The following is a 14,765-nucleotide window of genomic DNA, read 5'->3' as shown; positions in this document are numbered from 1 at the left end:
TTGTAATGTTTATTTATTTGGTACGTGAATTGCTCTCTTTTCTACTGCTAATGCAGATTCTTTTATTGCTTCTGCTACTGTTGGATGTGCATGGATAGTTGCTATTACTTCATCAATCGTAACTTCCAACTGTATTGCAAGAGCTAATTCCCCTATTAAGTCAGTAGCTCTAGGTCCAAGTATATGAGCTCCTAATATTTCTTTGTACTTTTTGCCGGCAATGATTTTTACCATGCCGTCTTCACCCATAATCATTGATCTTCCATTTGCTGCTAATGGGAATTTACCTACTGTATATTCAACACCTTGAGCTTTTGCTGCTTCTTCTGTCAAGCCAACTGATGCAAATTCCGGTTTTGTATATACACATGATGGATTTGTTTTAGCATCAAATTCGCTATTGTGTCCCATTGCATTTTCTGCAGCAACTTCTCCCATTGTTGATGCAATGTGAGCAAGCATGATTTGTCCTACGCAATCTCCTATTGCATATATTCCAGGAACACTTGTTTCCATTTTATTATTTACAGTTATTCTTCCTCTGTCATTTGCAATGCCGGCTTTTTCCATACCAATTGTTGCAGTATTTGTCCTTCTGCCTATAGAAATCAGTGCTTTTTCTCCTGCAAACACCTGAGTTTTTCCATCGCTCATTTCAACTGTTACTTCTACCTGAGCTCCTGTATCCTTGAAGGACATAACTTTTGCTCCTGTGAATATTTCAACGCCTTTTTTTGCAAGCTTAGCACGAACCATTTTTGTAAGTTCACCGTCCATCATTGGCATTATTTCATTTAACATTTCTATAATAACAACCTTGCAACCTAAAGTACTGTACAATGTTGCCATTTCAACGCCTATTACGCCACCACCAACTATGACCATAGTTTTTGGTACTTCTTTAAGTTCAAGCGCACCTGTTGAATCAATGCACTGTTTTGAATCAATTCCTGGTATTGGAGGTTTTGCAGGAATTGAACCTGTGGCAACTATAAACTTATCTGCTTTTATAGTTTCTATTCCTTTTTCAGTCTTTACTTCAATTGTATTTTTGTTTGTAAAAGCAGCTTCGCCGGAAACAACCTTAACTTTGTTTGCTGCTAATAAACCTTTAACACCGTTTACTAACTGTTTAGTGACTGCTTGTTTTCTTTCCTGAACTTTTGTGAAGTCGACTTTAACTTCACTTGATACTATACCATACTTAGCACCTTCTTTTGCTTCTTCAAACAATTCTGCAGAATGAAGCAATGCTTTTGTAGGTATGCAACCAACATTTAAGCAAGTTCCGCCTAAATATTCTTTTTCAACTAATGTAACTTCTCCACCTAACTGTGCTGCTCTGATTGCTGCAACATATCCGCCAGGTCCTCCGCCTATTACTACTACTTTTATCTTATCACTCATACTTTATCTCTGGTGAATAGTAATTATTACTATCTCACCATCCTCACTTTCTTTTTTATGCTATTATGTGTATAAAGCCGCTATCCCCTACTGCCCGAGATAGCGGCCATATTAATTATTTGTTTTATACGTACATGTTGTCAGGATCTTCCAAATAACCTTTTATAGCTTTAAGGAATTCTGCTGCCTGTGCTCCGTCTACAATTCTGTGGTCAAATGACAGACTCAATACCATCATTGATGCAGGTACTATTTCATCATTTGCATTAACTATAGGTTTTTTCACAATACGCCCAACGCCTAAAATAGCTGCTTCTGGAAGGTTTATTACTGGAGTGAATCCATCTATATCATAACTTCCTAAGTTGCTTACAGTAAATGTTGCTCCACTCATTTCGTCTGGTGAAAGTGTATTTGTTCTTGCTTTAGAAATAAGATCTTTTGTTTCTTTTGTAATCGCTTTTAAACCTTTGCGGTCTGCATCACTTACAACCGGAACTATTAATCCGTCGTCAAGAGCAACTGCTACGCCCACATTAACTTTGTCATGTGTAATTATGCTGTCTTCAGTGATTGATGAATTAATTTTTGGATAATTTCTAAGTGCAGTAGCACACATCTTAACCAATATATCAGTGTAGCTGAATTTAACATCTGTATTTTTTGCGTTTAATTTGCTTCTTAATGCTATTGTTTTATCAACATTAACTTCTGTTGTCAATGTAACATGTGGTGCAGTAGTCTTGCTTTGCTGCATTCTCTTAGCAATAACTTTACGCATGTTAGTCAATGGTCTTACAACATCCCCACTAACTACTGCCTTAACAGGAGCTGGAGCTGCTGCTTTAACTTCTGTTGCAACTGCCTGAGGAGCTGCAGGTTTTACTTCTGCTGCTAAAACGTCTTTTTGAACAATGCGTCCATTAGGTCCTGAACCTGCTACTGTTGATAAGTCAACGCCAAGTTCTGCTGCAATTTTCTTTGCCAATGGAGATGCTTTTACGCGTCCGCCCTCTGTAACTGATACTGCTTGCGGAGCTGCTGCTGCCTTTGGTGCTTCTGCCTGAACTTCTTCTGCTTTTGCAGCTGGAGCTTGAGTAGATGCACCTACTTGTTCGCCCTCTTCTCCTATAATTGCCAATAATCCTTTAACTGGAATATCTTCGCCTTCTTGTGCCACTATTTTAAGCAAAACGCCTTCAACTTCACTTTCAATTTCGCTTGAAAGTTTATCAGTTGTAATTTCTACTAAAACATCGCCTTTTGCTACTTTGTCGCCTACTTGTTTAATCCATTTTGCAATGGTGCCCTCTTCCATAGTCAAACCTAGTTGGGGCATTATTACTTCTGTTGCCATATTATATTGACCTCCTCTTACTTATTTAATAACTTCTTAACTGCTTTTACTATATCTGCCGGATGAGGGAAAAACTCATCTTCCAATGTTGGAGCAAATGGAGGCACTACATTTAATGCTGCTACACGTTCTACAGGAGCATCAAGTTCATCAAATAATTCTTCTGTGATTTGTGCTGAAAGTTCTCCGCCAAAACCACTTCTCTTAACACCTTCATGTACAACTACAACATTATGAGTTTTACAAACTGACTCTTTAATTGCTTCCCAATCTAATGGAACAAGTGAACGAAGGTCTAATACTTCTACATCTATTCCTTCTTTAGCAAGCTCTTCAGCTGCTTCTAAAGCAAAGTACACCTGACGTGACCACGTGATTATAGTAACATCTTTTCCTTCACGTTTAATATCTGCTTTTCCTAATGGAATAATATATTCTTCTTCTGGAATTTCTTCTTTTTTTGCATATAAAAGTCTGTGTTCTAAAAATATAACCGGATCATCATCACGGATAGCTGCCTTGATTAATCCTTTTGCATCTTTAGCTGTTGAAGGACAAACAACTTTAAGTCCAGGTACGTTAGTAAATAATGTTTCAAGGCATTGAGAATGCTGTCCTGCATTTCTTCTTCCTGAACCCATAGGAGCACGAAGCACCATAGGAACATTAATCTGTCCGCCTGTCATATATCTCATTTTTGCCGCCTGGTTTATGATTGGGTCGTAAGAAACACCTATAAAGTCAACGTACATCAATTCAGCAACAGGACGGAGTCCACGCATTGCTGCTCCAACTGACATTCCTAAAAATCCTGATTCACTTATTGGAGTATCAATTACTCTGTTTTCTCCGAACTCTTCTTGGAAACCTTGAGTTATAGCAAATACGTTTCCCATTTTGCCCATATCTTCTCCAAGAATTATCACATTTTCGTCTCTGAGCATCTCTTCATGGAGACCTTCACTGATAGCCTTGCTAATACTTATCTTTTTCATCTTGCAACACACCTCTCATTATCACTAGAATATACGTCAGTAGTAACTTCGCTAGGATCCGGCAATGGAGATTCCAATGCAAATTGTATTGCATCATCTATTTCTTTTTCCATTGCATCTTCTATAGCAACTATTTCGGCTTCATCTATTCCTTCAGCTAAAAGTTTTACTCTGAAAGTATCTATAGGATCTTTTTTAGCCCATTCGTCTGTTATTGCTCTATCACGATATGCAGCAGGGTCACCTTCATAGTGTCCACGCATACGCCATGTCATACATTCAACAATTGATGGTCCATTGCCTTCACGTGCATATTCAACAGCGTTCTTCATTGCTTCATAAACTGCAATCGGATCATTTCCGTCACATACTACTCCAGGAATGTTATATCCTTTCGCACGTTCTGAAATATATTCTACATTAGTTACAGTGTGAATGTTTACTGATACCCCGTAATTGTTGTTTTCGCAAAGGAAAACAGCTGGCAATTTCCAAGCTGATGCCATGTTTATAGCTTCATGGAATGTTCCTTGGTTTGATGCAGCGTCACCAAATATTGCAACTGTAACTTCTTTTGTACCTTTTACTTTTGAAGCCAGGGCTGACCCGGCAGCTATTGGAATACCAGCTCCAACTATACCATTTGCTCCTAATATACCAAGTGAAACGTCAGCAACGTGCATTGAGCCGCCTTTGCCTTGACAATAACCTGTTTTTCTTCCAAAAAGTTCTGCCATCATTATTTTAGTGTCAGCACCCTTTGCTATTATTTGACCATGTCCTCTATGTGTAGTAGTAATTAAGTCTGTTTTTTCCAAAGCATAATTAGCTCCAGCTGCAACAGCTTCCTGACCGATAGAAGTATGAATATTTCCATAAAGCATGCCTTTTGTAAAGTATTCTGTTAACTTAGTTTCAAATTTTCTGATTTTAACCATAGTTTTGTATAGGTCAAGAATCATTTCTTTTGAATATTTTTTGTTTTTCAAAATATATACCACCTTTCTAATATTTTTCATTGTACATAACATATAGCAAATATTATGCCAATTATATTTCCATTTATTAAATATTTAATTGTATATTTATTATAAAATCAATTCGTTCAAAACCGGAACACTTGATAATTATTTTGCTACAGTCCATATTCTTTAATTTTGCCATACAATGTATTTCGTCCTATTCCAAGGATTTTGGCTGCCTGTGTAACATTGCCACCCGTGTGTTCCAAGGCTTTTATTACAGCAGTTGCCTCAGCTTCCTTAATTGTCATAAGCGGATTTTTCTTTATTTTTGTAATTGCCTTTGTAATCTTACTCTGCAAATGTTCCGGCAATATTAAATTTCCTTTTGCAAGGTAATAAGCATATTCAATTGCATTTTCCAATTCCCTTACATTGCCAGGCCAATACCATGTATGAAGCAAAAATCTAGCTTCTGCGGATAATTCTTTATTTGTTCCATTTATTAAATTATACTGATTTAATACTTGATTTGTAATTAAGTCTATGTCTTCATCTCTTTCCCTAAGCGCTGGTATTCTAATAATTACAGCACCGACTATAATAAATAAATCTTCTCTGAAATTATTGTCCTTGACCATTTCTTCTAAATTAATATTTGATGATGAAATTACTCTCACATCAATTGGTATTTCATTGAAGCCACCTGTCCTGATAACACTTTTTTGCTGTAAAACATTTATAAGTTTTCTTTGAACGTCTAGAGGAATGTATCCTACATTATTAAGAAAAAGGGTTCCTCCCTGTGCCATCTCAATTTTTCCGGGACGTCCTCCTGTTTTATGGCTTGTAAACGAACCTTCCTCATATCCAAACAGCTCGCTTTCCAACAAATTTCTAGGCAAGGATTCACAATCTACAGTTACAAACGGGCCGTTACTGCGAGCTCCAAAATTATGAATTGCTTGCGCAATGATATCCTTGCCAGTTCCGCTTTCTCCTTGTATTAACACAGGATTAATATTAGAACCTGAAAGTTTAATCATTTTCTTTACTTCCTGTATTTCTGGGGATTCGCCAATTATATTGAAAATGGAATACTTTGCTTGAGCTCCAGTCATTTTATTTACCATTGATTTAACTTCATCTATATTACGAAATATATCAAGAACTCCTACCATTTCACCATTTTCATTCTTTAGCGGAATTGCCGTTTTAACAAAATGTATTGCACCACGCTTGTTTTCAAGTCTGAACTCCTTGTCAACGTATCCTTCGTGGGTTTCTAGCACATTCAGTATTGTTGGCTCAAAATCAACAGCTTCAGTTATATGTTTTCCAATTATATTTTTTTCAATATTAAGTATCCTCATTCCGGTAGGATTAATAAACGTAATAATTCCGTCCATGTCAACAGAAAGCATTCCGTCAGACGACGCATTTGTGAGAAAACTAAGAAAATTATTGCTTTTTTCCAACTCTTTTTTTGCTTTATACATTTCTATCATATATTTCAATACTTTACTTATTGTGTAAAGATTCTCTTCTAATCTATCATTCTCATCCTCTTTATATCCTGTCAATATCAAGTATGCTGTTAATTCTTCCTTGTCATGAATCGGAACAGAACATATATATAAAGAATTATAATCTTTAATGTCGAATTTTATTTGTTTTTTTAATATGTTAGTTTTTTTATCATCATTGCTTTTTTCAATTGTTAAAATAGAGGAATCTTTATCTGCCAACGATAAAATTAAATTTTTGTGACTATATTGATGACAAAAGTCTTTTAAAATAGGTTCGGCAAGCTCAATCAGCCACATGTAATTTTCAATTACCGTATCATTTTGTTCCTTTAAATGCGTTTTATTGTTTCCCATCAGTTAATTATCCTCCCATTATTAAAAGCTTATATGCTCCCTCTATAAGCAAACAAACATTTAATTTTAATCCACTTATTATATTTGCAATTTACATGCCAAAAAAAATTTTTTTTTTATTTTAATAAATTAAATCATATTCATTAAAAAACATGTGTATACAATTATTTAGTTGCATTGCTGTTAATTTTTTACACATAAAAATGCTCAAATATTTTGCATTGCGCAATTATTTAACGCCGTGCAAAAATTTGAGCATTCATTTATGCATCTCCTATTATAGACCGGCTGTCATTACAATTAACTGAACAAACATTGTAAAAATTCTTTTTTAGAAATTCTTCCGAAATATTCTTCAACAACAACATCCGACAAAGCATTTTCAACTTCATCAAAATCATATTTTACATTTTTTAGCTTATCTTCCAATACTGCAATATCAATTTTGCCAAAAAAATCTCCATATATTTTACAGTTTTCTATTGTTCCGTTTTCAACTTGCAATCTTGCTTCTACACAACCACCTGCGAATCTGTTATATCCCTTATAATTAAACTTAGGAGATCTGCCAAAATTCCATTCCCAAGTGCCATATCTCTCATCTACCATTTTTTGAATATTGTTCTTGTCTTCATCTGATAGTTCATATACTTCAATTGGTTCATTAAAATATTCAAATATATTTTTAAGAAGCAAATCTTTAAATTCTAATATATCAACATCTTCTTTTACATAAGCCCTTATGTTAGTAACCCTACTCGAAACAGATTTTATTCCTTTAGACTCTATTTTGTCTCTTTTTACATTTAATGCTTTTGATAAAACATCTAGCTCCGAATCAAACAACAGCGTTCCATGATTTAACACTCTTCCTTTAGAAATGCTTTGCGCAATTCCTGAAAATTTCTTTTCATCAATTACAAGGTCATTTCTCCCAGATAAATCACATTTTACGCCAAGCTTTTCCAATGCCTTAATAATTGGAACATTATATATTTTGAAATCTATTTTTTCATTGCTGTCTGCTTTTGCAATAAAAGAAAAGTTTAAGTTTCCTAAATCATGATAAACAGCTCCACCACCTGTTACCCTTCGAACAACTTTAATATTATTTTCTTTTACAAATTCCATATTAATTTCTTCAACAGTATTTTGGTTTTTACCTACAATGATGGCAGGCCCATTTCTCCACAAGAGAACATAATCATCATCTGAATTTAAGTTTTTAAAAACATACTCCTCAAAAGCTAAATTATAATGAGGGTCAATTGAGTTATTTTCTATAAATTTCATAATCGTTCTCCTACTTATTTAATTATAACACATACATTTAATTAATTATTTTATAAATTATACAGTGAAATCACAAAGATATTTGTATAGTATACTACATAGTATCATGCAATTAATATGCCATATATTTCTGTTTTATAAATATTGTAAATTATTGTCATGATAATTTATCATTTAGCAATAAGAAAAGGTCCAGTTAAAACAATAAATTGCCTTAACTGAACCTTTATCTAAAATTATGATTTAACGACTTGCTTCATATTGTCTTAAAAGTTTAACAAATAATTCTGGAACCTTTGCCATGTTTTCAGGAGATTCAACAAATGAAATACGGAACTGAGTGCTCCCCGGATTATTCTCGCCTTTTGCGATATCATAAAATCCTTTCAAAGGTGCCACCAAAAGAGTTGTTTCTACTCCATCAATGTTTACAGAACCTTCCCCTGCACAATATAAAACGAAATCAATTGCATCAAACCCTGGTTTTACAACATTTCTAACATCAATTACTGAATATATAGTCGCATCAGGACTAGAAACTATCAAACCCGGTTCCTGTTTCTTCAAACCGTTATATACTTCAAATATTAATTTTTGGTAATAATCGCGAAGACTCTTACACCATTCAGCTATTTGTTCCTTGCTTTCATGCGCCAAAGCTCCAAAAATATATTGACCTATTGCATTAGCACAAAGATTAGCAGTATATTCAGCTACTGAACGATTGTTGAACTCTTCACTGTCAGTAATTAAAGCGCCAATTCTTAAACCACATGCATTCCATACCTTTGATGCAGTTTCAACACTTATTCTTCTTCCTTCTATGCCAGGTACATCAGCATCTGTAATTCCCCAAATACTTAAAAGTTCTCTTCCTTCTACATAATATAATTCACGATAAGCTTCATCACTTATCATCCACATATTATATTTCACACATAATCTAGCAAGTCCCTTCAACGTTTCGTAATCATAAAGCTGCCCTGTAGGATTGTCATAAGGTATAACAAGAAGTGCTCCAGGATTGTGTTCTTTTATAACTTCTTCAATTTCATCCAACTCCGGAAGACTAAATTTACCATCTTCGTTCAAATGACGTTTTACTGTAATAGTCTTACGTCCAACTCTTTCTGCAAAAGAAATGTAATTTGTATAAGCCGGATCTATCATCATAAGCGGTTTCTCATCAGTGCCCGCAGGTCCGCAAACACCAATTAACAACAACTCCATACCAGTAGATCCACCGTCAGTTACCTGTACAAATAATTTACTAGTATCAAAACCTTCACACTCAAGAATGTTCTTAAAAGCATCCTGAGTTTCTATCGAACCAGCAGTACTTGTATATCTCAAAACTCCCTTTTCAAATGGGCTTTCAGGTGCATCCAATGCAAACATTCTTTTCATCATAGCAGGATTTGTTGGAAGTGAAACATTTCCAATACCTACATTGATTACAGCTTCTGGTTTAACTTTACGTTCGTCGTATTTCATCTGTGCCAATCTAACGGCAGATGGCGTTCTTGATTCAAAATGTGCTGATAATATTGGTTTACTCATTAATAAAAACCTCCTAAAAAATTATTTAATATTTAATTGTTCAATTAGTGTAAATTAAACATTCTAACATATACATCATTCTATCACACATACATTATAATAAATTTTAATATTTTTGTCCATATCTATTAATCTATATTTGTGACAAAAAAGACATAATTATGGCAATAAATCAGATAATCATTCTGACGTGTCATAGGGACGAAGTGTCATAGCGATTTGAATAGTGGAATGGTAGTCAGGCAATTGAAGTGTGTGATCTGAAGGAATATGGATATCCATTAATTGTGGGGGAGCTTTATTAGCGGCTCAACAGCTTTGATAAGTTATATTATACTAAACAGATTTTGAGTAATTTAATACAACTCATAATTGCATATGTGAATGTAAATAAAAATAAGACTGTCAACTGAAGAATGCTTATTCTTGATTGACAGTCTTATTCTATCAGATTTTTTATAATCTAAATATTGCCATTTATATCATACTTTCTAAGTAAATGCTGTATTAACGTCTACTATTATCGTTTCATCCTCTTTGTTACATCAGTACCAAATTTAAATGCAAAATACTCAATAATCATTCCATATACAACACCCGCTAAAAAACTTACTACATCTATGAATCCTGTGGAACTATAGAATGCAAATGATACGATCAAACCAAGAATTGCACCTCGGCCGATCGCCTTTGGCAGCGAAATGTTTCCCCAGGACAATCCAATAACAAGGCCCATAAGCAGTCGATTGTACCATAAGGAAAACAGCCAATAGGCGTCGCTTTGAAAACCAGATCTAACCGAAGCACCAATGATGCAAAAAACACCCAGTATAACCCCTACAGCAATAGAAACCTTCATCCTTTTTGTAATCAAGTTTATCATCTACTCCTCATCTAATTTAATGTATATCAAATTCATAAACTTAATTGAATTCAATAGTTTTTTATTCTACAGCAATCTACAATCAAGTTGAATATTATAATATTATTTGCTTAATAATAAATATAATACTAAATTATGATTTTAACTTTTCATATTATTTGTCATATATAATTACCCAAATTTATTGATTTTAAAACCAAAAATTCAAAATTATATTTAATTCCAATTTAGTGTCATAGTTACGGGGTTATTGTCGTATCGAGTTTCAAAATCTTTAATTTATACTAATTCCTCCTTACAGCACTATTGTCATTAACCCCGTCCCCTTGTCAACCGTCCCCTTGTCAACACCCTTGTGAAAATATGAGTTTTTACATTAATCCAAATATATTCCATAAAGGATACATCACAAAAATAAATCCAATAATCATAATTACAGCTTTCAAGCCTTCCTGCTTGACGAAATCTTTCATTGGCATCAAGCCAAATGAATACATAATCAGGTTTCCTGCTGATTGATAAGGTAATATTAATATTTCGCATGAGTACAACAGAATCATAACCACAGCTATCAGACTAATTCCCAATGATACGGCAATTTGTGCAAATGTTTCAATTTTTAATATATTATCCACAAGCAAAAAATTATTGAAAAATTTTATTTAGTCTGTTATATTAATAAAATATGTACTCTCATATATTTTCGAAAATATGGTTCGAAAGTTTCTACGGGATGACCTTAAATTGTCCTACTATGAGAAGAATAACAGATTATAGGGTCTTAAAGACCTTAATTAATTGTGCTTAATCTGGAATTCTCCTCAAAAAGAATTCCAGATTTTTTGTTCTTTTCATTTCATAAATTAAAGAGTGCAATACTAAGGAGGAATTATGGAATTATTAAAGGATTTACTTGCTGCATTAAGTGTTGTTCTTAATGGATTACCGCAAGGATTATTAGCACTATCTTTTGGTTTTGCATCAGTACCGACAGCTTTTGCTTTTTTGGTTGGTGCTGTTGGTTGCCTGGCTCTTGGAGTTGTGGCACCAATTTCGTTTCAAGCTGAGACAATTACATTGGCTGGAACAATGGGAAATAATATGAAAGAAAGATTATCCATGATTATTTTTGGGGCAATCGGAATGACATTTATCGGATTGTTTGGTTTGTTGGAAAAGATTGTTTCATTCATAGGTCCTGCAATTACTAACGGGATGATGGCAGGCGTAGGAATAATGCTTGCAAGAGTAGCATTAGATATGGCAAAGAAAAATAAAATTGTTGGTTACGCTTCAATTGCAATCAGTTTTATTGTTTACATGATTACAAAAGATTTGGTTTACACTGTTACAATATCTGTAGTTGGTACAAGCATTTTGGCAGTAATTCTAAAGCAAAAATCTGATTTGATAATTACTGAAAGAGAAAAAATTTCATTTCAAAAACCTGTGTTAAATTTAACTGTAATACAAGGGGCTTTAGCAATGATTTGTCTTAATATCGGAGCAAATATTGCTTTTGGAGAAATTACAGGTTCAATTGCAAACACTGCTGTTAATATAGATCATTTATCAATTGTAAGCAGTCTGGCTGACCTTGTTTCTGCATCATTTGGAGGAGGACCTGTTGAATCTATTATATCTGCTACGGGTGGAGCTCCTAATCCACTGCGTTCTTCTGTTATAATGATGAGCATAATGGCAATAATATTGTTTGCTGGACTTCTTCCTAAAATCGGTAAATATGTGCCAAGCGAATCAATAGCAGGTTTCTTATTCGTGCTTGGAGCCATAGTAACTGTACCTATTAATGCATTGGCAGCACTAAGTGTAACTGGCATACCTGGGGGAGCTATGGTAGGAGGTATTACTATGACTGTGACAGCTATAAGCGATCCTTTCTTCGGAATGTTAGCAGGAATTATTTTTAGAACTGTAGCAAGTTTAGTTGGAATGTAACGGAGGTTTATTATGAACACATATAATATTGAAGTGGCAGGAGTTAAAAGAGAGCTTCCCATAATTAAAATAAAAGAAGATTTAAGCATTGCCAGTTTTGTAATATTGGGTGATACAGAATTGGTGTGTGCCGCTGCTGAAGAAATTGTAAAAAAACTGCCTCAAGTAGATATTTTGGTTACAGCTGAAGCAAAGGGGATACCTTTAACTTTTGAAATATCAAGATTATTGAAAATGAAAAAATATATAGTAGCCAGAAAAAGCGTCTAACCATACATGGATTCACCTATTATTGATGAGGTTGTTTCTATTACAACACAAAAGAAACAGCTTTTAGTACTGGACGAGCAAGATGCTTTAGATATTAAGGGAAAAAGAGTTGCTATAATTGATGACGTTATAAGCACAGGAGAATCAATAAAAGCAATTGAAAGACTCGTTGAATCAGCAGGCGGTATCATAGCTGCAAAAGCAGCCATACTTGCAGAAGGTGACGCTGCAAAAAGAAATGATATTATTTTCTTAGAAATGTTGCCGTTGTTTGAAGATTAAAAATTTAAAAAAAAGCAGTATTGTTAATAAAGCAATGCTGCTTTCTTGAAGATTGTCCCCAATAGTTCCTAATTTTATCAAATTTACATGTATTAAAATCCGTACTTTTAGACCAGAGCATTCGCTGATGAGTATCTAGCGACAGACTCCCTGGACTCAAAGAAAGCTTTTTCATTTAATATCATCTTCTATCGACAGAAAAACAACCCCTGAAAATCCTTGAAAATCAAGGCATCAGGGGTTTTTAATCTATTATTCCCACTCAATGATTATTTAATTTTCATTAATTTCTTTCATTGATTTTACTGTCTTTCATGCTTTTATTATCTTTATTTTCATCAAAAAAATCAGGCTTCAAAAATTATATGTACGAATTGTGTACGCGTAATTTCTTATATTAATTGCTATTTCAGATAATATATTACTATTTTCTTTTCTTTCTCTTTCAGCTCGCATTTCGAGTACGAATATCCGCCAATTTTTCGAGTGCATATTTATGCTTGGTGTTCAAGCCCTATTTATGGAAGCCGTTGGCTTAACATGTTATAATGAACCCCAATAACTGCAAGGAGTTTATGTACGTATAAAACATCACTTAATCAAAAAGACAAACGTCAGCAAATAAAACACTTTTTTCATCGAGAGCTTCGTCCCGAAGTTTATCTTCAAATTTGCAATTTGCTTTACATTATATGCAATATTTGCAGATGTGCTTGTCTCAGATTCTACTTATACTTACCAATTAAAATATTTCATTCTCAAAACCAACTTCAACATTTATTTCTTGATTATCAACTTCGGTTTCAACTTCGACAATATTACTAAGGCGTATGTATTCGTAAATATCAACATTCTGGTCAATAGCTTCGAAACTTACTGCAAGCGCATATTTAGCTTTAAAGAGACTCCCCCAACCCTTGTGACCACGAACAGCAATGCAAAATTCATCACTCAATTCACTTGCGTTGATTATACACCAATCTTTTTGCAAAGTTTGCTTTGAACGGGCGAAATCCCTTACTTTACCCCAGTTTGTTCTTTCGTGAATTACCCAAGGAAACTGACCGTCATCTTGTCCTGATGAATCAGCCTCAAAAATTCTTGCCTCGAAATCTTGTCTTGACTCATTCTTCTTACTACAAGTCCAATCAAGCCAAGTGGAGAGATATCTACTATGACTTCTCCGAGTTCTTTTAGGTTTAGCAGCATACGAGAGGGTTATTTCCAAGAGAACACTGTAATCTTCCCCCAAATCACGCATTTCTTGCGGTATTTTAACAGTATAAATATGTGCTTCTCCTTCACCTATTTCCATCGTTTCCATAGATGCTAAAGTTGCTCGGTATTCATCATTGTATGTAGCTCGTCCGACATCCGGCAAGCCATAACCTATGCGTCGTAGTAGCGTCTGGCATTCTTCATTTGACAAGGATGACCTTACATTTAACCATCGTGCTGACTGAGCAATTAAAGCACGATACAGCAAAGCAGAAGAGTTTGGCAACACTTTTTGAATCTCAGATGCAATGTAGGCAACCTTAGGTGTAGCAAATGATGTACCTATTTCATCTTTAGAAAACGCGGGTCCTTGTGGTGAACGACGAATTAACTCAGGGCAAACTTCCATCGGTGTTGTTAAATCCACAGTTGTTCCATTTTTGTTAATTGCGTGAGTTCCACCATATTCCACAACATCTGGCTTAATACTATCCCAAATACCTGGTCCCACTCGAGTGAATGATGATGCTTCGCCGCTTTTGCCCATTGAAATAGTATCATCAGTTTCAAGGTCGCTGTGTGAAATCGAGCCGACGGTCAATGCTTGAAGACTCTGTGCAGGGTTGGAAATTTGTGATAAAGGCTCTCCTAAATACTCGGGATAAGGATGACCCGCCTGAATATGTGCCTTTATCA

11 protein-coding genes, 1 pseudogene and 1 riboswitch are annotated in these 14,765 nt (G+C 34.6%); of the genes and pseudogenes, 2 read left to right on the top strand and 10 right to left on the bottom strand.

Translation table 11 applies throughout. From position 1 onward, the window contains the following. Nucleotides 1-9 precede the first annotated feature (9 nt). The 9 genes from lpdA to SA378_RS03255 form a co-directional block, all read right to left on the bottom strand. The gene (gene lpdA / locus SA378_RS03295; RefSeq protein ID WP_318524564.1) at nucleotides 10-1,395 is read right to left on the bottom strand and encodes a dihydrolipoyl dehydrogenase; all 1,386 of its coding nucleotides are present in this window, start codon (nucleotides 1,393-1,395) and stop codon (nucleotides 10-12) included. A gap of 136 nt (nucleotides 1,396-1,531) precedes the next feature. Continuing rightward, complete coding sequence (locus tag SA378_RS03290) at nucleotides 1,532-2,764, bottom strand: dihydrolipoamide acetyltransferase family protein (protein WP_318524562.1); 1,233 nt, start codon at nucleotides 2,762-2,764, stop codon at nucleotides 1,532-1,534. Nucleotides 2,765-2,781: 17 nt separating this feature from the next. Continuing rightward, nucleotides 2,782-3,759, bottom strand: a complete 978-nt coding sequence (locus tag SA378_RS03285) for an alpha-ketoacid dehydrogenase subunit beta (protein ID WP_318524561.1) — start codon at nucleotides 3,757-3,759, stop codon at nucleotides 2,782-2,784. Next, on the bottom strand, nucleotides 3,756-4,778 hold the full coding sequence (locus SA378_RS03280; RefSeq protein WP_412178665.1) for a thiamine pyrophosphate-dependent dehydrogenase E1 component subunit alpha: 1,023 nt from the start codon (nucleotides 4,776-4,778) through the stop codon (nucleotides 3,756-3,758). Before SA378_RS03280 ends, SA378_RS03285 begins: the two co-directional genes overlap by 4 nt. Before the next feature lie 116 nt (nucleotides 4,779-4,894). Further along, entirely contained in the window at nucleotides 4,895-6,604 is a 1,710-nt protein-coding gene (locus SA378_RS03275; protein WP_318524560.1) for a sigma-54 interaction domain-containing protein, read from the bottom strand. A 300-nt stretch (nucleotides 6,605-6,904) separates the two neighbouring features. After that, nucleotides 6,905-7,897, bottom strand: coding sequence for a lipoate--protein ligase (locus tag SA378_RS03270; protein WP_318524559.1), 993 nt, complete (start codon nucleotides 7,895-7,897; stop codon nucleotides 6,905-6,907). Nucleotides 7,898-8,140: 243 nt separating this feature from the next. After that, nucleotides 8,141-9,457, bottom strand: coding sequence for a pyridoxal phosphate-dependent aminotransferase (locus SA378_RS03265; RefSeq protein WP_318524558.1), 1,317 nt, complete (start codon nucleotides 9,455-9,457; stop codon nucleotides 8,141-8,143). Nucleotides 9,458-9,977: 520 nt separating this feature from the next. Next, complete coding sequence (locus tag SA378_RS03260) at nucleotides 9,978-10,340, bottom strand: hypothetical protein (protein WP_318524557.1); 363 nt, start codon at nucleotides 10,338-10,340, stop codon at nucleotides 9,978-9,980. Between the two features lie 371 nt (nucleotides 10,341-10,711). Beyond that, entirely contained in the window at nucleotides 10,712-10,975 is a 264-nt protein-coding gene (locus SA378_RS03255) for a hypothetical protein (protein WP_318524556.1), read from the bottom strand. A 38-nt stretch (nucleotides 10,976-11,013) separates the two neighbouring features. After that, nucleotides 11,014-11,115, top strand: a riboswitch (purine riboswitch). 116 nt (nucleotides 11,116-11,231) lie between these two features. On the opposite strand from SA378_RS03255, the gene SA378_RS03250 reads away from it, so the two are divergent. Together SA378_RS03250 and SA378_RS03245 are read left to right on the top strand one after the other, a co-directional pair. Then, a complete protein-coding gene (locus SA378_RS03250) occupies nucleotides 11,232-12,299 on the top strand; it encodes an NCS2 family permease (protein WP_318524555.1) in 1,068 nt (355 codons plus the stop codon). Nucleotides 12,300-12,311: 12 nt separating this feature from the next. After that, nucleotides 12,312-12,851, top strand: a pseudogene (locus tag SA378_RS03245) (phosphoribosyltransferase family protein). Between the two features lie 742 nt (nucleotides 12,852-13,593). Here the strand turns inward: SA378_RS03245 and SA378_RS03240 are convergent. Then, nucleotides 13,594-14,765: S8 family serine peptidase (locus SA378_RS03240; protein WP_318524554.1), on the bottom strand; the 1,172-nt coding region annotated here is incomplete at its 5' end.

The sequence above is a fragment of the Sedimentibacter sp. genome (assembly GCF_033447055.1).
In the GTDB taxonomy this organism is placed as follows: domain Bacteria; phylum Bacillota; class Clostridia; order Tissierellales; family Sedimentibacteraceae; genus Sedimentibacter.
The sequence above is the reverse complement of the archived record's forward strand: the minus strand, read 5'-3'. Positions and strand labels throughout refer to the sequence as shown.